This is a genomic window from Plantibacter sp. PA-3-X8 (assembly GCF_003856975.1).
GTDB classification, from domain to species: Bacteria; Actinomycetota; Actinomycetes; order Actinomycetales; family Microbacteriaceae; genus Plantibacter; species Plantibacter auratus.
In genome coordinates this window covers 1,160,072-1,177,853 of sequence record NZ_CP033107.1, presented here as the reverse complement: position 1 = coordinate 1,177,853, position 17,782 = coordinate 1,160,072, and the positions used below count along the sequence as shown (strand labels likewise).

General features: G+C 70.1%; 18 protein-coding genes. 10 read left to right on the top strand and 8 right to left on the bottom strand.

Annotated elements, in window-relative coordinates; genetic code table 11:
* Positions 1 to 212: 212 nt before the first annotated feature.
* Together EAO79_RS05670 and EAO79_RS05665 are read right to left on the bottom strand one after the other, a co-directional pair.
* Positions 213 to 1,484: an HNH endonuclease signature motif containing protein gene (locus tag EAO79_RS05670; protein ID WP_124768275.1), complete on the bottom strand. Its 1,272-nt coding sequence runs from the start codon at positions 1,482 to 1,484 to the stop codon at positions 213 to 215.
* Positions 1,485 to 2,071: 587 nt separating this feature from the next.
* The gene (locus tag EAO79_RS05665; RefSeq protein ID WP_124768273.1) at positions 2,072 to 2,668 is read right to left on the bottom strand and encodes a hypothetical protein; all 597 of its coding nucleotides are present in this window, start codon (positions 2,666 to 2,668) and stop codon (positions 2,072 to 2,074) included.
* 58 nt (positions 2,669 to 2,726) lie between these two features.
* On the opposite strand from EAO79_RS05665, the gene EAO79_RS05660 reads away from it, so the two are divergent.
* The gene (locus EAO79_RS05660; RefSeq protein WP_124768271.1) at positions 2,727 to 4,091 is read left to right on the top strand and encodes an FAD-dependent oxidoreductase; all 1,365 of its coding nucleotides are present in this window, start codon (positions 2,727 to 2,729) and stop codon (positions 4,089 to 4,091) included.
* 129 nt (positions 4,092 to 4,220) lie between these two features.
* Here EAO79_RS05660 and EAO79_RS05655 read toward each other — a convergent pair whose 3' ends face one another.
* Both EAO79_RS05655 and EAO79_RS05650 read right to left on the bottom strand, forming a co-directional pair.
* Entirely contained in the window at positions 4,221 to 5,531 is a 1,311-nt protein-coding gene (locus tag EAO79_RS05655) for an ABC transporter permease (protein WP_124768269.1), read from the bottom strand.
* The gene (locus EAO79_RS05650) at positions 5,528 to 6,235 is read right to left on the bottom strand and encodes an ABC transporter ATP-binding protein (RefSeq protein ID WP_124768267.1); all 708 of its coding nucleotides are present in this window, start codon (positions 6,233 to 6,235) and stop codon (positions 5,528 to 5,530) included. The genes EAO79_RS05655 and EAO79_RS05650 overlap by 4 nt, the downstream gene beginning before the upstream one ends.
* A gap of 166 nt (positions 6,236 to 6,401) precedes the next feature.
* On the opposite strand from EAO79_RS05650, the gene EAO79_RS05645 reads away from it, so the two are divergent.
* The 3 genes from EAO79_RS05645 (at position 6,402) to EAO79_RS05635 (ending at position 10,038) form a co-directional block, all read left to right on the top strand.
* Positions 6,402 to 7,652 (top strand): sensor histidine kinase, encoded by a 1,251-nt coding sequence (locus EAO79_RS05645; protein WP_164486899.1) that lies wholly within the window; start codon positions 6,402 to 6,404, stop codon positions 7,650 to 7,652.
* Complete coding sequence (locus EAO79_RS05640; protein WP_124768263.1) at positions 7,649 to 8,326, top strand: response regulator transcription factor; 678 nt, start codon at positions 7,649 to 7,651, stop codon at positions 8,324 to 8,326. Before EAO79_RS05645 ends, EAO79_RS05640 begins: the two co-directional genes overlap by 4 nt.
* 269 nt (positions 8,327 to 8,595) lie before the next feature.
* The gene (locus EAO79_RS05635) at positions 8,596 to 10,038 is read left to right on the top strand and encodes a sugar porter family MFS transporter (protein WP_124768261.1); all 1,443 of its coding nucleotides are present in this window, start codon (positions 8,596 to 8,598) and stop codon (positions 10,036 to 10,038) included.
* A gap of 7 nt (positions 10,039 to 10,045) precedes the next feature.
* On the opposite strand, the gene EAO79_RS05630 is transcribed toward EAO79_RS05635, so the two are convergent.
* On the bottom strand, positions 10,046 to 10,609 hold the full coding sequence (locus EAO79_RS05630; RefSeq protein ID WP_124768259.1) for a manganese efflux pump MntP family protein: 564 nt from the start codon (positions 10,607 to 10,609) through the stop codon (positions 10,046 to 10,048).
* A gap of 212 nt (positions 10,610 to 10,821) precedes the next feature.
* Between EAO79_RS05630 and EAO79_RS05625 the strand changes: the two genes are divergently transcribed.
* The 4 genes from EAO79_RS05625 to EAO79_RS05610 all read left to right on the top strand — a co-directional run bounded on the left by EAO79_RS05625 (position 10,822) and on the right by EAO79_RS05610 (position 13,625).
* A complete protein-coding gene (locus EAO79_RS05625) occupies positions 10,822 to 11,157 on the top strand; it encodes a helix-turn-helix transcriptional regulator (RefSeq protein ID WP_079706164.1) in 336 nt (111 codons plus the stop codon).
* Complete coding sequence (locus EAO79_RS05620) at positions 11,154 to 11,846, top strand: cation diffusion facilitator family transporter (protein ID WP_124768257.1); 693 nt, start codon at positions 11,154 to 11,156, stop codon at positions 11,844 to 11,846. Before EAO79_RS05625 ends, EAO79_RS05620 begins: the two co-directional genes overlap by 4 nt.
* A 40-nt stretch (positions 11,847 to 11,886) precedes the next feature.
* The gene (locus EAO79_RS05615) at positions 11,887 to 12,642 is read left to right on the top strand and encodes an enhanced serine sensitivity protein SseB C-terminal domain-containing protein (protein WP_124768255.1); all 756 of its coding nucleotides are present in this window, start codon (positions 11,887 to 11,889) and stop codon (positions 12,640 to 12,642) included.
* 149 nt (positions 12,643 to 12,791) lie between these two features.
* The gene (locus EAO79_RS05610) at positions 12,792 to 13,625 is read left to right on the top strand and encodes a hypothetical protein (protein WP_124768253.1); all 834 of its coding nucleotides are present in this window, start codon (positions 12,792 to 12,794) and stop codon (positions 13,623 to 13,625) included.
* 12 nt (positions 13,626 to 13,637) lie between these two features.
* On the opposite strand, the gene EAO79_RS05605 is transcribed toward EAO79_RS05610, so the two are convergent.
* A complete protein-coding gene (locus EAO79_RS05605; RefSeq protein WP_124768251.1) occupies positions 13,638 to 13,964 on the bottom strand; it encodes a hypothetical protein in 327 nt (108 codons plus the stop codon).
* Between the two features lie 113 nt (positions 13,965 to 14,077).
* Positions 14,078 to 14,503 (bottom strand): Hsp20/alpha crystallin family protein, encoded by a 426-nt coding sequence (locus EAO79_RS05600; RefSeq protein WP_071261327.1) that lies wholly within the window; start codon positions 14,501 to 14,503, stop codon positions 14,078 to 14,080.
* Between the two features lie 160 nt (positions 14,504 to 14,663).
* Between EAO79_RS05600 and EAO79_RS05595 the strand changes: the two genes are divergently transcribed.
* Entirely contained in the window at positions 14,664 to 14,948 is a 285-nt protein-coding gene (locus tag EAO79_RS05595; RefSeq protein WP_079704638.1) for a MerR family transcriptional regulator, read from the top strand.
* A 43-nt stretch (positions 14,949 to 14,991) separates the two neighbouring features.
* On the top strand, positions 14,992 to 16,464 hold the full coding sequence (locus EAO79_RS05590; protein ID WP_124768249.1) for a serine hydrolase: 1,473 nt from the start codon (positions 14,992 to 14,994) through the stop codon (positions 16,462 to 16,464).
* A gap of 18 nt (positions 16,465 to 16,482) precedes the next feature.
* Here EAO79_RS05590 and EAO79_RS05585 read toward each other — a convergent pair whose 3' ends face one another.
* Complete coding sequence (locus EAO79_RS05585; protein WP_124768247.1) at positions 16,483 to 17,775, bottom strand: hypothetical protein; 1,293 nt, start codon at positions 17,773 to 17,775, stop codon at positions 16,483 to 16,485.
* Positions 17,776 to 17,782 lie beyond the last annotated feature (7 nt).

Sequence of the window (17,782 nt, the reverse complement as noted above, 5' to 3'; positions counted from 1 at the left end):
CACACCTCTCCCGGTCACTGAGCCTGTCGAAGTGCCCACGAGCACGCCTGAACGTTCCGGGCACACCTCTGCTCGGTCACTGAGGCAGCGCAACCCGAGTGCCCTTCGACAAGCTCAGGGACCGAAACGGTTCCGGGCACACCTCTCCCGGTCACTGAGCCTGTCGAAGTGCCCACGAGGAACCCTTCGACAGGCTCAGGGACCGGCGGGAGTCAGAATGGGGCAGGGTCCGGTTTCGTTCGATGGTGTTTGCCGTCGGGTGTCGTCCACTCGAGGACCCCGCCGGGCCCGTGGTCGAGGTTCCATCCGGGGAGGTGCTTCATGCGATGGTGATGCCGGCAGAGGCAGGCGAGGTTCCCGACATCTGTGGTCCCGCCGTCCTCCCACGCGACCGAATGGTCGAGGTCGCAGGCCCTGGCGCGCCGCCCGCACCCAGGTGCCCGACAGGTGCCGTCCCGCAACCGCACCGCCCGTTGCAGATCGGCCGGAACCCGGTACCGATTCCGCCCGACCGACAAGACCGCGCCGGTCTCGGGTTGGACGAGGATCCGCGTGAAGCTGGGGGCGTTGACCGCGATACGCGCGGCGGTCTCCGGGTCGATCGGGCCGTAGCCATCGAGCATGCCGGGTGCGTCGGAGACGCCGGCCATGGTGAGCGCCGGGACGGTGATCTGCACGGTCGGCTTGATGTGCTCCTGCACCTCGATGGGGTGCGGCAGGACTGGGCTGGACATCACGTCTTCCGGGGTTGTGCCGGTGAGTGCGAGCGCCGCGAGGGCGTCGGCTTGCAGTTGTGCGCAGGTGCGGGTGTCGCCGGCCTTGCGTGACTCGGCCGCGGCCGCCTCGACGCGCTCGACGATGCCCTGCGCGATCGGTGCCGTCGTGAACAGGTGCACCCACGCCATGCCGTCCGCCGCGGGCTCGAACTCGACCCGACGGTCAGCCTCCGAACGGGTTGCGCGTGCGGTGATCGATTCCGGGTGGAGGCGCTCGCGCAGAACGCGGGCACGCTTCCGGAGGTACGCATTGGTGGATTGTTCGGCGACCGGCAGGACCTCGGCGAGGAACACCGCTCGCCCTGCGGTCGGGACGTCGCAGAGCTGGTCCGTGATGGTCTGCGCATGCCGCGCCGAGATACGACCGGCCTCCAGCGAGGCAAGCACAGCCGGCGCTTCGTTCACGAGCAGTTCGGCGTCGTTCGTCGCCCGCTGCACGGTCCGCTCGGGCGTGCGGGTCGCCATCGCGAGGGCTGCGCAGGTGGAGCGGCGGGAGAGCGCCTGCCGTTCCGCCGGCGGGAAGATCGCCGGGACCGTGACGTCTGCGAAGGCGTCCGCGTAGGCGGCGGAGCGCGCCAGGAGCCGGGCCTCCTCGGCGTCCAGGTTGGCGCGACGCCGCTGGATGTCCGCGTAGTGGTCCGAGAACTCCGCGAGCTGCGCGGCGTAGTCATCGCCAGCTCGAACTGCGGAGGTGGTGGTCTCGGTCATGACTTCAGTCCACCACGGACCACTGACATTCCAGATGCTGAGTCGAAGTGGTTGTGGAAGTTGCTCGTGGGCCCTTCGACAGGCTCAGGGACCGGAGGGGGCATACCGCATTCGCGGGGTTCACCCGCAGGCACTTCGACAGGCTCAGGGACCGGCGAGGGTCGCTCAGGGACCGGAGGGGGTTGCTCGGAGACCGGAGTGAATACGGGTGCACCTCTTCCGGTCACTGAGCTTGCCGAAGTGCCTGCGAGCACCCTTCGACAGGCTCAGGGACCGGATGGGTGTCGCTGGTGTTGGACGCTTCCTCGTGCGCCCTTCGACAAGCTCAGGGACCGGCGAGGGTTGCTCAGGGACCGGAGGGGGTTGCTCGGAGACCGGAGTGAATACGGGTGCACCTCTTCCGGTCACTGAGCTTGTCGAAGTGCCTGCGAGCACCCTTCGACAGGCTCAGGGACCGGCGAGGGTTGCTCAGGGACCGGCGAGGGTTGGCCAGGGACGGGCGAGGGTTCTCAGGGACCGGCGAGGGTTGCTCAGGGACGGACGAGGGTTGCTCGGGGATCGGAGGGGGTCCGCAGCTCCCGGGCCACTCACGGGCCTATGAGCGCCTTCACGACCTCGACCGCGGCCGGTCCGTCGAGCGACGGATGGCCCGCCCACTGCCCACCGGTGACGGATATCTCCGTCTCCGGCAGCACCACCGTCGTGACGATCACCGCGGCGACACCGGTCTCGACCGTCGCACTGTAAGCGGTCCCTCCGGCAGCCTCGATGGTCGCATCCGGGATCGGCGTGAGCCCGGCGGCGGCGAGCTCATCGGCCGACAGCGCCTCGCTCGACTCGGGCGAGACGACGATCTCCACCGAGCGGATGTCCGCCGCATCGATCGTCCCCTCCGGCGCCTCCCAGCCACAGACGGTCCCGTACTCGTCCGCCCCGTTGTCCTCCCGCGCGACGAGCCCCTCGATGTACGGCGCGACGGCCGCCTCCACCGCCGCGCAGTCGACCTGCAGGGACGATCCGTCTCCCGAGCCCCCGCTCGAGGAATTTGCCGGCACCGACGCAGCGGGCGACGCACTGCCGGCGGAGTCGCCACCGGGCCCACCGCCACCAGTGCACGCCGACAGCGCGAGCACGATCGTTCCGGACACGAGAAGCGGCAGTCCCGCCCGCTGCAACACACGCATGATGTCGACGATATGGGTTCCGGAGTAGTGTCCGGAAGAGACCGACGGGAGCAGTGCGATGAAACCGACGACCCCCACCGACAGCGATCACGGCGACCACGCCGCCGACCACACCCCCGACCGCGACTGCGTCATCGCGGGTGGCGGCCCGGCCGGCATGGTGCTCGGCTACCTCCTCGCCCGGTCCGGCCTCCGCGTGACCGTGCTCGAGAAACACGCCGACTTCTTCCGGGACTTCCGCGGCGACACGATCCACCCGTCGACCATCACCTTGCTCGGCGAGCTCGGCCTGCGCGAGCGGTTCCTGCGGCTGCCGCTCAACCGGTTGCAGGCGATGGACGCCGTGATCGACGGCCTGCGGATGACGATGGTCGACTTCCGCACTCTGCCAGCACCCGACCGCTTCCTCGTCCTCGCGCCGCAGTGGGACTTCCTGAACTTCCTCGCCGAGGAGGCCGCCGCACTGCCGAACTTCGAGCTCCGCCTCCGCACCGAGGCGGCCGGCCTGATCGTGGAGCAGGGCCGGGTGCGTGGACTGCGCGCGACCACGACGACCGCCGACGCCCCAGCGACCGACACCGACCCAGCGACCAGCACTTCCACCGACATCGAGATCCGAGCCACCCTCACGGTCGCGGCGGACGGACGCACCTCGGCACTCCGCGACGCGGCCGGACTCATCCCCGACGAGAGCGGCGTGCCGATCGACGTCCTGTGGTTCAGCCTGCCGAAGCCGGCCGACCCGCCGCCCCCGACCCTCGCCTACCTCTCGCCGCGCGGCATGGTGCTCACGATCGACCGGGGTGACCGGTACCAGTCCGGCATGGTCATCCGGAAGGGCGGCGCGGAGCTGCTCCGAGCCGAGGGCCTGCCGGCGCTCCGCCGCCGGATCGTCGATGCCGCGCCCGTCCTGCGTCAGGTGGTCGACACCCTGACCGACTGGGACCAGGTCAAGCTCCTCTCGGTCCAGCTCAACCGCCTCGACCGCTGGCACCGCCCGGGCTTCATCGCCATCGGCGACGCCGCGCACGCGATGTCACCGATGTTCGGCGTCGGGGTCAACTACGCGATCCAGGATGCGGTCGCCCTGTCCAACGCGATCGCCGGCCACCTCGCCGCAGGGGACGCACCGTCCGGGGTCCTCGCAGCCGTCCAACGTCGACGCGAGCGACCGGTCAGGATCATGCAGCGCATCCAGCGGGCGGGGCATCGGGTGATCTCCCGCACGACCACGGGCGACCGCATCGCGCCGCGGTCGGTGATCCGGCTGATGCGGCTCGCCGGACCCGTCGTCCGACCGCTTGCGGCGAGGTTCATCGGGATCGGTCTCAGACCCGAGCACGTCACCACCCCGAAGCGCGAAGCGGAGAAGAAGCGGGCGCGGAGCCTCAACCTCCGACGACGGGACGGCCGCTTGTCGTAACGTGGACGCCGCAGACGCGACCTGAGCGTCTGCGCCGGCGCTGCTCCTCAACCTGGCGCCGGCGCGGCTGTGGGGCGTCGCTTCCGCCACGCCCCACAGCCGCCACCCGGCATTCCCGACCACTGCACCTCACTCGTAGCGGAGCGACTCCACCGGATCGGCCTTGGCGGCACGGGCGGCGGGCAGCGTGCCGGCGAGGAACGCGATCACCATGACGACCAGCACGATCATCCCGAGTGACACCGGGTCGAACGCGATGAGGTCGAGGCCCGGCAGGTCGGCGAGGAGCGATCCCGACAGCGCGGCACTGATGCCGGTGCCGGCGAGCACCGCGATGCCGACGCCGATCGCACTGCCGAGGAAGCCGATGAACGCGGCCTCCAGGCTGAACAACCCGAAGACCTTGCCGCTCCCCATCCCCATGGCCTTCATCAGCCCGATCTCGCGGGTGCGCTCCTGCACGGACATGAGGAGGGTGTTCACGATCCCGAAGCTGGCCGCGAGGAGCGCGATGATCGCAAAGGCGTTGAGGACGAGGACGATCCCGTCGATCACCGTCTTGATGGTGCCGAGCTGGTCCGCGACGGTCGTGCCGGTGTAGCCCGCGTCGGCCAGTCGGTCCTTCAACGCCGTGACCTGCTCGTCGGTGGCGTCCGCGCTGAACCGGATGGACGCCTGCGCGTACCGCTCGACCTGGTCGGACGGGACGCCGATGTTCTGCGTCTCGTAGAGGAGGTCGGTGAGCGCGGCGTTGGGCACGATCGATGCACCGGTGGGCGAGGCGAGGCTCTCCTCGGCGACTCCGACGACGGTCGCGTCCACGGTGTGCTGCGTGCGCTGCGCGTCAGTGATCGCGACCGTGACCGTCTGCCCGACCGCGTCGGCGTCGCTTCCGAAGCCGAGCGGTTCCACATAGGACGTGGGGAGCACCAGCTGGAGCGTGTCGGTGTCGTCGTCGGGCTGTGCACCGTCCAGCAGGGTGACGCTCTGCCCCGAGATGAGTCCACCGACACCGACGACGTACTTCGTGCCGCCGCCCGCCTCGATGTAGTCGGTCGAGATCGACTTCACGGCCTGCACGTCGAGGACGCCGTCGATCCCGCCGAGCTCGTCGAGATCGGTCGGTGTCAGAGCGACGACGGTCGATCCCGGCGCACCGGCACCGGTGGAGGCGACCGCGTCCGGGTCGTACTCCTTCGGCCCGCTCGACGCCGCACCCAGTCCGCCGCCGGTGTCGGCCGTCTTGGTGACGGTCATCGTGTCGGACGCGCCGACGCTCGACACCGTGTCGTCGATGTAGGCGTTGATGCCGGTGCCGAGCCCGTTCGTCAGGGTGAGCGTGAACGCTCCGACGAAGATCGCCAGGATGGTCAGGATGGTCCGGGTCTTGGACCGGAACGTGTTCGCGACGGCGGTCCCGATGAGGTCGACGGTTCTCATGCGGCCACCGCCTCGTCCTCGACGAGCAGTCCGTCTCGGATGAGGATCCGCCGATCGCAGCGTGCCGCCAGCTCCTCGTCGTGTGTGACGACGATGAGGGTGATGCCGCTCTCCCGGTTGAGGGAGAACAGGATGTCCTCCACGACGGCGCCGGTCGCCGTGTCGAGGTTGCCGGTCGGTTCGTCGGCGAAGATGATCCGCGGGTTGTTGACGAGCGCGCGGGCGATGACCGTCCGCTGCTTCTGCCCGCCCGAGAGGTTCACCGCGCGGTTCCGCGCCTTGTCCTCGAGCTGGAGCTGCGCGAGTGCGGCGAGCGCCCGGCGACGTCGGTCACCGCGGCGGACGCCGGCGATCTTCATGGGGAGCAGGACGTTCTCGAGCACCGTCGCGTTGGCGGTGAGGAAGAACTGCTGGAACACGAACCCGAAGGTCTTGTTCCTGGTCGTGTTGAGGCGGCGACCGCGGAGGGTGCTCGTGTCGACCCCTTCGAGCTCGACGGTGCCGGAACTCGGTGCGTCGAGGAGCGCGAGCACGTGCATGAGCGTGGACTTGCCGGAGCCGCTCTTCCCGACGATCGCGACACTCTCGCCGGCGTGGATGTCGAAGCTCACCCCCTTGAGTGCCTCGAACCGGTTCTGACCGCGACCGTAGGAACGCCGGACGTCCCGGACCGAGATGATCGGCGGCGCTGTGGTGCTCTGCATGGGGTCTCCTCGTCTGGGGCCGGGTGCTCCGGCTCCACTCCAGACTCGCGGCGTCGCCCGTCCGGCGCGTCCCCCACCGGCGGACACCCGTGTACCGCGTCCGTGGTACCGCGGAATGCCACGTGCGGAGGAGTCGCCCGGCGCCGGTTCCCGGCAGACTGGGCCTATGACCTCCGCGACGCAGGATCACCGGGTGCGCGATCCGCGTCGGAGACCTCCGGCGTGGGTGCACGACGTGGTCGCCGCGGTCCTCATCATCGCCTCGGCGTTCATCCCCTTCCCCAATGCGGAGTTCCGGCCGGGCAGCCCGCTCGTCGTCGCCCTGGTCGTCGCGCCCGCGCTCCTGCTCCCGCTCCGCCGACGTTGGCCGATCCCGGTGCTCGCTGCCGTCATCGCCTGTTACGGTGCGGCGGCGATCACGGGGACCCTCGCTCCCGGTGTCGTGATCGCGGCCGCGATCGCGATGTTCGGGGTGGCCTTGCGCTCCGCGCGTCGGACGACCCTGATCACGGCCGTCGCGACGATGGTCGCCGTCGCCCTCCTCAGCCTGCTGGCATCGATCGGCAGCTTCGATCCGCGGACGGTCCAGTTCGCGGTGATGATCGCGTTCGCCGCCGCAGCCGGCGACGGGACGCGATCACGCCGCGCGTACATCCTGGCGATCACCGAACGCGCGGAGCGGGCAGAACAGACCCGCGAGGCCGAGGCGAGGCGTCGGGTGACCGAGGAGCGGCTCCGGATCGCACGCGACCTCCACGACACCGTCGCCCATCAGATCTCGGTGATCAGCCTGAACGCCGGGGTGGCGTCGAGCTCCCTGGAGTCGCGGCCGGAGAAGGCGAAGGAGGCGCTCGTCTCGATCCGCCGGGCGTCACGGACGGTGCTCGGCGAGATCGGTGACCTGCTCGAGGTCCTGCGGAGCGACGGCGGGGACGCCGGCGCAGGCTCCCGTGGAACGCTGCCGCAACCGGGACTCGACCGACTCGATGCGTTGATCGCCGAGTTCACCACCGCAGGCCTCGACATCACGACACGGATCGACCCCGACGCACCAGAGCTGTCGGCCGCCACGGACACGGTCGCGTACCGCGTCGTCCAGGAGGGGCTGACGAACGCACTGAAGCACGGTCCTGAGCGTCGTGCGCATGTGCTCGTCGAGGGCGGCGACGGGAGGATCGTCGTCAGCGTGAGCAATCCGACGGCCCCCGGCGTCCCGCGTGAGCAGGCCGACGCGGCGCCGACCACCGGGCACGGACTCCTCGGCATCCGCGAGCGCGTCGCCGCCGTCCGCGGGGCCGTCGACGTCGGCGCGACCCCGGGCGGCTGGCGGCTGTCCGCGAGCCTCCCGACCGGCGAGCCGACGCACCCCGGTCCGACACACCCGGCCCCGACGCACCCCGAGGAGTCCCCCGCATGACCACCGTGCTCGTCGTCGACGACCAGTCGCTCATCCGCCAGGCCGTCGCCGACATCCTCTCCTCCGAGGCCGACCTCGAGGTCGTGGGCGAAGCCGTGGACGGCGCGCAGGCGGTGTCTCTCGCCCGCGAGTTGCGACCGGACGTCGTGCTCATGGACATCCGCATGCCCGTCCTCGACGGCATCGGCGCGACCTCGGCGATCTGCGCCGACCCCGAGCTCGCGGACACCCGCGTCCTCATCCTCACCACGTTCGAGGAGGACGAGAACCTCATCGCGACCCTGCGCGCCGGCGCGAGCGGGTTCATCGGCAAGGGCTCGGAGCCCGAGGAGATCGTGCGCGCCGTGCGCGCGGTGCACGCCGGCGACGCACTCCTGTCCCCCGCGGCGACCCGGAGTCTCATCACCAGGTACGTCGTCGCTGCGGACGAACCGACGAGCCCGCGCCAGGTCCCCACCGAGCTGGCGCTCCTCACCGAGCGGGAGCTGGAAGTGTTGCTCCTCGTGGCCCGCGGACGCTCCAACCAGCAGATCGCCGACGACCTCGTCATCTCACCGCACACCTCGAAGACCCACGTGAACCGCATCATGACGAAGGTCGCCGCCCATGACCGCGCCCAGCTCGTCATCCTCGCGTACGAGAGCGGCCTGCTGCGGCCGGGCACCGACGACTGAACCGGTCGCTCAGGGAGCAGAGGAACGCCGAGCGCAGAGGATACGACAGCCGCCGGACATCCTCAAGCGCGAACGGCGGATCGCTCTCGACCGTAGCCTCGGCCGGATAGACGAGACCCGAACCGTCTGTACCGATGCAGCTCCCTCAGCCTGGCGTCGGTGTGGTTGCGGGGCGAGGCCACGGCCCGCCCCGCAATCGCGCGGAGCCGGTACTGTCGTCGTGTCCACGTCGCCGCTCGGCACCGGGACCCAGCAGACGAGGAAGCACGATGGCCGGATCCCCCACAGCCCGACAGTCGGCGAGCACGCTGCCGGCCCTCACGCCCGGGCCGCACCGCCGCCACCTCGGCCTGATCTCGATCGTCGCCTGTTTCGGCGGCCTGCTCTTCGGGTACGACACCGGCGTCATCAACGGCGCACTGCGACCGATGACCGCGGAGCTCGGCCTCACCCCGCTCACCGAGGGTGTCGTGACGAGTTCACTCGTCTTCGCGGCCGCCGTCGGTGCGCTGCTCGGCGGGCGGGTGTCGGACGCCTGGGGCCGACGTCGGAGCATCCTCGTGCTGGCCGTCCTCTTCTTCGTCGGCACGCTGGTCGTCGTCTGCTCACCGAACGTCGAGCTGCTCGTCGCCGGTCGCATCCTTCTCGGTCTCGCCGTCGGCGGTGCCTCCGCCGTCGTCCCGGTCTACCTGGCGGAGCTCGCCCCGTATGAGATCCGCGGGTCGATCACCGGCCGGAACGAGGTCGCGATCGTCCTCGGACAGTTGTCGGCGTTCGTGATCAACGCGGTCATCGGCACCGTGTTCAGCGAGCACACGAGCGTCTGGCGCATCATGTTCGTCGTCTGCGCCCTCCCGGCGGTCGCGCTGTTCGTCGGCATGCTGCGGATGCCCGAGTCACCGCGGTGGCTCGTCGACCACGGTCGCCGCGAGGACGCCCTGGACGTCCTGCGGACCGTCCGCTCCGACGACCGCGCCGTCGCCGAACTCGCGGAAGTGGAGGCGTCCATCACCGCGCAGCGCGACCAACACCGGATCGGGCTCGGGGCCGTCCTCCGCAACCCGTGGCTCGTGCGCATCCTGCTCGTCGGTGTCGGCGTCGGGATCGCCCAGCAGCTCACGGGGATCAACTCGATCATGTATTACGGGCAGACCGTGCTCGTGGAGTCGGGCTTCGACGAGAGTGCCGCACTCATCGCCAACATCGCGCCCGGTGTCATCGCCGTCGTCGGCGGCTTCATCGCCCTCACCTACATGGACCGACTCGACCGACGGAAGACGTTCGTCATCGGCTTCTCGCTCACGACCGCGTGCCATCTGCTCATCGGCTTCTCCTCGATGGTGCTCGAGCCGGGCGACCCGATGCGTCCCTGGGTCATCCTGGTCCTCGTGGTCGTGTTCGTCGGCTCCATGCAGACGTTCCTCAACGTGGCGGTCTGGGTCTACCTCGCCGAGGTCTTCCCACTCCAGATGCGCGGTCTCGGCATGGGTGTCTCGATCTTCATGCTCTGGGTCGCCAACGGGTTCCTGGCGCTGTACTTCCCGTCCCTCGTCGACGGCCTCGGCATCACCGGGACCTTCTTCCTGTTCGCGGGTGTCGGCGCACTCGCGCTCCTGTTCGTCGCCACCCAGGTACCCGAGACGCGTGGGCGGAGCCTCGAGGCGCTCGGCGAGGACGTGTCGACCGGCGCGATCTTCACCCGGAAGCGGTGACCGCCGACTAACCCGTGAGGTGGTCGATGAGGATCTTGACACCGATGAGGATCAGGATGACTCCACCGGCGATCTCCGCCGGCTTGCCGAAGCGCTGACCGACGCGACGGCCGATGAAGACGCCGAGGAAGGCGAGCACGAACGTCGTCAGTCCGATGAGGGCGACGGCTTCGAGGATCGAGCCGGGCAGGAACGCGAGCGTGATGCCGATGGCGAGCGCGTCGATGCTCGTGGCGAGCGCGAGGATGAGGAGTCGCCGGACGTCGATACGGTCGGAGTCGACCTCGGTGTCCTCGTGGCTCGAGAACGCCTCCCAGAGCATCTTGCCGCCGACGAGGGCGAGCAGGCCGAAGGCGACCCAGTGGTCGATCTCCGTGATGTACCGCGCGAACTGCGTGCCGAGGAACCAGCCGACGAGCGGCATGACCGCTTGGAACAGGCCGAAGGTCCCGGCGATCACGAGCGCGTGACGCACGTTGAACCGCCGCATGTGCAGGCCCTTGGTGAGGGCGACGGCGAAGGCGTCGGCGGAGACGCCGAGCGCGATGAGGAGCAGCGGCCAGAACGTCATGTCGCGGGGTCTTCCTGTGATGCGTCCTGGACGCGGAGATGCGTTCGGGCGCCATGCCGCGAGGACCCGTCAACGTTGCCAGCGCGGTGCGGCGGCGGCAAGCCGAAATGTCCGATTGCCAGCGTTTCGCCTCGCCTAACGCGGCTGTTCGGGCGACCGCGAGGCTTGATCGATACAGTGTTTCGTGTACTGTCGTTCGCGTGACCGACACCATGACGCCGACCGCGACCCTGACGCACACTGCCGCACTCGCAAGGCTGGGGCACGCCCTGTCGGACGAGACCCGGGCACGCATCCTCCTGACCCTCCGCGAGGCACCGGCCTTCCCCTCCGACCTCGCGGACGCACTCGGCGTCTCCCGACAGGTCATGTCGAACCAGCTCGCCTGTCTCCGCGGCTGCGGCCTCGTCGAAGGCGTCAAGGAAGGACGCAACACCTGGTACCGCCTGGCGGACAGCCACCTGGCGCCGGCGCTCGACGACCTCCTCCGGCTCGTCCTGATCGTCGATCCCGCCTGCTGCTCGGGTGAGAGCTGCACCTGCGCATGAGCACCGTCGGCCTGCCGAGCCCTCGTCTCCGCGCCCAGCTGAGCCCCGCCAGACGCGCGACGCTGCAGCGCCGGATCCGCTGGATCGTCGCGGCGACCATCGCCTACAACGTCCTCGAGGCCATCGTCGCCCTGTCGGCCGGGACCGTCGCCTCATCGGCAGCCCTCGTCGGCTTCGGTCTCGACTCGATCGTCGAGGTCCTGTCCGCCGCCGCGGTCGCCTGGCAGTTCTCGAGCCCCGATCCCCATCGTCGGGAACGGGTCGCGCTCCGGGTGATCGCCCTGTCGTTCTTCGGCCTCGCCGCGTTCGTGAGCGTCGACGCCGCCCGCTCGCTGCTCGGGTTCGCCGAGGTCCAGCACTCGACCGTCGGCATCGTCCTCGCGGCGGTCAGCGTCGTGATCATGCCGGCGTTCTCGCTGTTCGAGCGCCGGACCGGCAAGGAACTCGGCTCCGCCTCCGCCGTCGCCGACTCGAAGCAGACGCTCATCTGCTCCTACCTGTCGGCCGCGGTCCTCATCGGGCTGGTCCTCAACAGCACCCTCGGCTGGGCCTGGGCGGACGGCGTCGCCGCCCTCGTCATCGCCGGCTTCGCGGTCCGTGAGGGCGTCGAAGCCTGGCGTGGAGACGCGTGCAAGCGGCCGGTCTCATCGCTCACCTCGGAGAACACGGACACCTGCGACTGCTGCTGAGCACACGCACCTTCCCACACGGCCGGGATACGCTGCTGGCATGCCTGCCGACGACGACGCACCCGACGCTCCCGACATCGAAGCCCTCCTCGCCGCAGCCGCGAACGACCGCTCGAACGCCCCCGCGTTCCTGACGGCGCTCCTCGAGAGCACCGTGATCGTGGCGGGGACCGTGACCGACGACGGCATGGCGACCCTGGCTGACCTCCTCGACTCGGACGGCAGCTCGGTGCAGCCGTTCTACACCTCGAAGGCGCGCTTCCAGGAGACACTCCAGGTCGTCCCGTCGTTCGAACAGCACCTCCTCGCCCTCCCTTGCCGCGTCCTGTGGCAGATGACCCGAGGCGCGAGGCTGGTCCTGAACCCGCATTCCACGCACGGCAAGGAGTTCCTCCCGGGCGAGATCGCCCAGCTGCTCGACGGCGAGGCGGTGCTCACACCACGCGTCGTCGAGCGCGAGACCGAGGTCATGGTGGGACAGCCGGCTCGCATCCCACCAGGGATGACCGAGACGCTGACTGCGGTCCTCGCCGAGTACGGCGAGGTCGACGAAGCGGTGCTGGGCTGGAAGGTCACCCCGCAGGAGGGCGGCACGTTCGACGAGTGCTACCTCCTCGTCATCGTCGGCGCCCCGACCGCCCGTGAGACGATCAGCGGTCCGCTCGCACGAGCCCTCGCGACGTACTCGGCGAGCGTGCCGATCGACGTCATGTACGTGGCGCCTGGCGCGAAGCATCTCCTGACCAGTGTCCCGCCGTTCCATCGCCGCAAGCGAGGGCTGTTCCGGCGACGATGAGCAGTGGGCTGAGTCGAACGGTGCCCGCGGTCGCACGTGGCGCACGCGTCCTCACGATCGCCGCGCTGCTGGGCGTCCTCGCGGCGTGTAGCGCGCCGCCGTCGGGGGTGCCCACCGGGACTCCGGCCGGCTCCGCACCGAATGCATCGGTGGCACTCCCATCCGCGCCGACGTCCGCCTTCCCGGGGCTCGCCTGCGATGCGCTCGTCCCGGACGCGGAGGTCGCATCCTTCCTGGGCGCCGCAGCCGCGCCGCAACCGCTCACCGTCGACGACGCCCCGGTCCTGGAGGACGGCGGGACCGTCTGCGCCTGGGCCGATGAGGCGGCCGGCACCTCACTGACCGTCCGACTCGTCGGAGAGGGTGTCGACCACTGGGCAACCTTCAACCACTGGTACGAGCACACCGACTGGAGCGCGAGCGTCGGCGAGATCAACGGGACGATGTGCTCGGACGGCGCCTGCTCCGTCCACGCCCTCGACGGCGAGCGGTTCATCGAGGTCGATGCGGCAGGGGTCGACGACCCGAACGGGACGCGCACGGAGGAACTGGCTCGGACAGCGCTTGCGGCGGCCCCGGTTCAGGCACCCACCGCGCCCCCGTCGTCGTCGGCACCCACCTCGCGCTCCTGCGCCACGGCGTTGCCGGTGGACACCGCGGCGGCACACCTCGGCGCAGCCGCCACCGGCGCGAGCTACGTGAGCACCGCGACACCGAGCTACCACCTCGTGCAGGACTCGCTCCAGCGGGTCGGCGGGCTCGACTGCCGACTGCTGTCCGCGGACTCCCGCGAGCTCGTCCGGTTCACTGTGCTCCCCGGAGGTGCGTGGGTGCTTCGCGAGGACAGTCCGGTCGGCGCCGTGGATGCGACTGGGAGCGAGCACTCGGCGCATGCTCGACGTGGCGACGACTGGGTGCGCCTGCAGGCCCCCGGGGCGAGCGAGGAGACGACTCGGGCCCTGCTGGCCGAGCTGCTCGGCTGAGCTCGACGTGCGTTAGAACACCGGCCGATCCGCGATGGACACGAGGACCGCGGCGATCACGGTCACGACGGTCAGCGCGATGGCGACGACCCACTGGATCCGAGGCACCGCGCGTCGGATCACGAGGACCAGGTGCGCCAGGAGCGCCAGCACCGCTACGGCGGCGACCACAGTGCCGACCACCGCCGGCTCGAACACCGCGACCTGTTCCGTCGCGATGCCGTCGGCACCCGGCGCCTGGTACCAGATCATCGTGGTCTGCGTCGCCGCGACCAACAGGCCGAGTGCGGCGATCACGAGCAGGGCTGACGCTACGAGGATCCGTTGGACGCGGGACATGCCCCCAGTATGCCGACCGCCGGTCGCACACGGGCGAACGCCCCACCCACGGATCGTGGGCGGGGCGTTCGGTTCGTTCGATTCGTTCGATTCGGACGAGTGTCGAGCCCGGCTCAGGCGTTGATCGACTGCGGGTGGTCGGTCGTGGAGTCGACGGTGATCTTCCGCGGCTTCGCACGCTCGCTCACCGGGATGATCACGGAGAGCACACCGCTGTCGTAGGACGCGGTGATGCCGTCGAGGTCGACTCCCTCGCCGAGGGTGAACTGCCGCAGGAAGTGGCCGCCACCGCGCTCGCGTGCGAGCCAGCGGACACCCTCGCGACTGTCGGCCGTGCGCTGAGCACGGATGGTCAGCTGACCTCCGTCGACGTCGACGTCGATGGATCCGGGGTCGATGCCGGGGAGGTCGGCGACCATCATGTACCGGTCGCCGTCACGGAAGAGGTCCACCGGCATGGGCCGGGGTGCGCGCACGGAGTCCAGTACGGAGGCCGCGAAGCGGTCGAGCTGGCTGATGGGATCGAGGGTCATTGCCATGGGTGTTCTCCTTCCCTGTCGCCCGATGACGGATCGGGCTCATCGATTGTCAGTGCCCGGAAGCCACAGATCCGGTGGTTCAGATCTGCACTTCGTGGTGTAGATTTTTTATACATCCGAAACCTGATCCATTGCAACCCGTTCAAAGGAAACCTCAAGCATGGCCGATCGTGACGGCGCGACACCCGTGTACGGCATCGCCGTCGCAGCCCAGCTCGCCGGCGTCCCGGAGGCGTCCCTGCGGCTCTTCGAGAGCAAAGGCCTCCTCACCCCGTCCCGGACCGAGGGCGGCACCCGTCGCTACAGCGAGGATGACATCGAGCGACTCAAGCGCGTCACCGACCTCCGCGACGACGGCGTCAACCTCGCCGGCATCGCTCGCGTGCTCGATCTCGAGGACATCAACCAGGGACTCCGAGACCAGCTCGACGCCGACCAGGACTGAGCGTCGGGTCGATCCCACCGCCGGCAGATGGCAGCATGGAGGGATGAGCCTGCAGCGAAGCACTCCGTCCGCCCAGCACGTCGACGCCGCCGGGATCGAGGCGTTCATCACGGCCCTCGAGCACACGCCGAACGTCGAACCGCACAGCCTGATGCTCCTGCGCGGCGGGAACGTCGTCGCCGAGGGCTGGTGGGCGCCGTACTCGGCTGATCGGGTGCACCTGCTGTACTCGCTGAGCAAGAGCTTCACCTCGACCGCCGTCGGCCTCGCCGTCGAGGAGGGCCTGCTCGGACTCGACGACACGATCATCAGCCACTTCCCGGAGCTCGACGCCGAGATCACCGACCCCCGCAGCCGCGCCATGCGCGTGCGACACGTGCTCGCGATGGCGAGCGGCCACCGCGAGGAGACGATCATGCGGGCCGCTGCGATCGACCCGACGAACCTCGTCCGCGGCTTCCTGCTCCTCCCGCCCGACGAGGACCCGGGAACCGTCTTCGCGTACAACCAGCCCTGCACGTACACGGCCGCGGCGATCGTCCAGCGCGTCACGGGCGGGACGCTCACCGACTACCTGCGACCGCGGTTGCTCGAGCCACTGGGTATCGGCGAGTTCGACTGGCAGCAGGACGACGAGGGCTTCGAGCTCGGGTACAGCGGCCTGCACGCGACGACGGAGGCGATCGCCGCACTCGGTCAGCTCTATCTGCAGGGCGGCGCCTGGGAGGGCCGACAGTTGCTGCCGGCCGCCTGGGTCGCCGAGGCGACGCGATCGCACATCGCGAACGGCGACGACCCTGAGTCGGACTGGGCGCAGGGGTACGGGTTCCAGTTCTGGATGGCCCGTCACGGGTTCCGCGGCGACGGCGCTTACGGTCAGTACTGCGTCGTCCTGCCGGAGCACGACGTCGTCCTGGCGATCACGGGGCAGAGTCTCGACATGCAGGCCGTGCTGAACGCCGCGTGGGAGCACCTGTTGCCGGCCTTCGGGACGGGCGAGGCCTCCGACGCGGTGCGCGGTGTGAGCACAACCGCCGATCAGGCGTTGCTCGAACGCCTGGCGGGGCTCGCCCTGCCGCCGCTCGACGCGTCGGACGAAACCGGCGCGGCTTCGTCACTGCGCGAGCTCGTCGGACGGACGTTCTCGGCCGCCGCCGATACCGGCCTGGCGCAGCTGACGGCGCTCGAGGTGACGGCGGGCGAGGGTGACGACATCGTGCTGGTCGTGCACGAGGGCGACGACCGGGTGGAGCTCGTCCCCGGTGTCGGCGCGTGGCGGACGCATGGACCGATCACGGCGAGTGCCGCCTGGGGCACGGGCGGCGAGGACGGAGCGCGGGTCCTCCGCGTCGACGCGATCTTCATCGAGACACCCCACCGCATGCACCTCGAGATCGACCCGGCGTCCGGCACCTTCGACGCCTGGTGGGAGACGACGCCGCTCCGGACCTCCCGTCTCGCCGAGGTGCAGCGGCCGAGCGCGGTCGTCGCAGGCGGGGGCAAGTCGTCCTGGTGAGCTGACGCGGGCGGGCGGTCAAGCCCGCCCGCGCGACCGGGCGACCCCGACGGCACCGACGATCGCGCCACCGCCCAGCAAGGCGAGTGCGAGCAGGACGGGTGCCGTGTCCGTGCCGGTCCTCGCGAGCGTGTCATCGCCGGTTCCACGAGGAGACCCGATGCTGACGCTGGTCTCAGGAGCAGGTTCCGTCGGCTGCCCACCCGGAGCCTCGACCCCTGGCGCCTCAGGGCCCTCGGGATCCCCGGGAGTGATCGGTTCCACCGGGGCGACGATGGTGACGACGAGATCCGTCGCGGTGCTGACGAGCCCCCCGGCGCGCGCTCGGACCGTCACGGTGTGCGTCCCTTCGGGGAGCGACTCGGCCGGCTGGAGCGCCCACGTCTCCTCGACGGTGGCGTCCGTCGTCCCGACCGGGACGCCGTCGACATCGACCTCGACCTGCGTGCCGGACGGAGCGGTCCCGTGCAGGATCGCATCGGACGCGAGCACGCCGTCGAGCGGGGTCGTCATGGTCGCAGCGGCGGGGGTGAGTTCGAGTTCGAACGGCGTGGTGGACACCAGTCGACCGCTTTGGATGAAGCCCATGGTGCCGCCGCGGAGGGTGCCGTAGTCCGCATCGGGGGCGACGGCGAGGTCGACGGTCTGCACGCCCTCCCAGAGACTCCCCTCGGTTCCGCAGTCGGCCGTCACCCCAGCTGCGCCGGTGACGCAGCCCGAGGCCCCGAGCCCGACGATGACGGTCTGCTCGGGGGAGGTGAAGCGCATGACCCCCGAGGTGCCACCGTTGACCGGCACCTCCATCCTGAGGGTCTGTCCGGCTGCCGCCTGGCCGACGTGCGGCGGAAGCACCTCCAGGGCGAACGGTGTCGACTCGACCGTCCTTCCGCCCACCTCGAACCCGATCGACCCTCCGGCGAGCGTCCCGACGGGTGCGTCGGGATCGATCCGGACGGTCGCCATCAGGTCCGACGCCCACACCTTGGAGTCGGTGCCGCATCGGACCTCGGCGGCGTACCGCTGGTCGCAACCGCCGGTCGTCACGATGCCGATGGTCGCGTGTTCCGGTGCGGTCACGACGAGCGTCCCCGTCCCACCCACGTTGAACGACAGGACGAGACCCTCGCCGGCGCGGCCACCGTCGATGGGATCGATGACGGCCGCAGCCGACGCTGCGTGCGGGGTGGCGAGCGTCAGCATGGACAGGACGGCGGATGCGGCGAGCGCCCAGGCGCTCCTCCGCAGTCGAGCACGCGTCCGTCGGGCGTACTGTGCGGCGTCCGGCTCCGAGATGTGGTCGGGATGATGCATGGGGCGT

Excerpts from the sequence above, each read along its gene's own strand:
- EAO79_RS05670 (WP_124768275.1), bottom strand. The coding sequence starts at position 1,484 with ATGACCGAGACCACCACCTCCGCAGTTCGAGCTGGCGATGACTACGCC.
- EAO79_RS05665 (WP_124768273.1), bottom strand. The coding sequence starts at position 2,668 with ATGCGTGTGTTGCAGCGGGCGGGACTGCCGCTTCTCGTGTCCGGAACG.
- EAO79_RS05660 (WP_124768271.1), top strand. The coding sequence starts at position 2,727 with ATGAAACCGACGACCCCCACCGACAGCGATCACGGCGACCACGCCGCC.
- EAO79_RS05655 (WP_124768269.1), bottom strand. The coding sequence starts at position 5,531 with ATGAGAACCGTCGACCTCATCGGGACCGCCGTCGCGAACACGTTCCGG.
- EAO79_RS05650 (WP_124768267.1), bottom strand. The coding sequence starts at position 6,235 with ATGCAGAGCACCACAGCGCCGCCGATCATCTCGGTCCGGGACGTCCGG.
- EAO79_RS05645 (WP_164486899.1), top strand. The coding sequence starts at position 6,402 with ATGACCTCCGCGACGCAGGATCACCGGGTGCGCGATCCGCGTCGGAGA.
- EAO79_RS05640 (WP_124768263.1), top strand. The coding sequence starts at position 7,649 with ATGACCACCGTGCTCGTCGTCGACGACCAGTCGCTCATCCGCCAGGCC.
- EAO79_RS05635 (WP_124768261.1), top strand. The coding sequence starts at position 8,596 with ATGGCCGGATCCCCCACAGCCCGACAGTCGGCGAGCACGCTGCCGGCC.
- EAO79_RS05630 (WP_124768259.1), bottom strand. The coding sequence starts at position 10,609 with ATGACGTTCTGGCCGCTGCTCCTCATCGCGCTCGGCGTCTCCGCCGAC.
- EAO79_RS05625 (WP_079706164.1), top strand. The coding sequence starts at position 10,822 with ATGACGCCGACCGCGACCCTGACGCACACTGCCGCACTCGCAAGGCTG.
- EAO79_RS05620 (WP_124768257.1), top strand. The coding sequence starts at position 11,154 with ATGAGCACCGTCGGCCTGCCGAGCCCTCGTCTCCGCGCCCAGCTGAGC.
- EAO79_RS05615 (WP_124768255.1), top strand. The coding sequence starts at position 11,887 with ATGCCTGCCGACGACGACGCACCCGACGCTCCCGACATCGAAGCCCTC.
- EAO79_RS05605 (WP_124768251.1), bottom strand. The coding sequence starts at position 13,964 with ATGTCCCGCGTCCAACGGATCCTCGTAGCGTCAGCCCTGCTCGTGATC.
- EAO79_RS05600 (WP_071261327.1), bottom strand. The coding sequence starts at position 14,503 with ATGGCAATGACCCTCGATCCCATCAGCCAGCTCGACCGCTTCGCGGCC.
- EAO79_RS05595 (WP_079704638.1), top strand. The coding sequence starts at position 14,664 with ATGGCCGATCGTGACGGCGCGACACCCGTGTACGGCATCGCCGTCGCA.
- EAO79_RS05590 (WP_124768249.1), top strand. The coding sequence starts at position 14,992 with ATGAGCCTGCAGCGAAGCACTCCGTCCGCCCAGCACGTCGACGCCGCC.
- EAO79_RS05585 (WP_124768247.1), bottom strand. The coding sequence starts at position 17,775 with ATGCATCATCCCGACCACATCTCGGAGCCGGACGCCGCACAGTACGCC.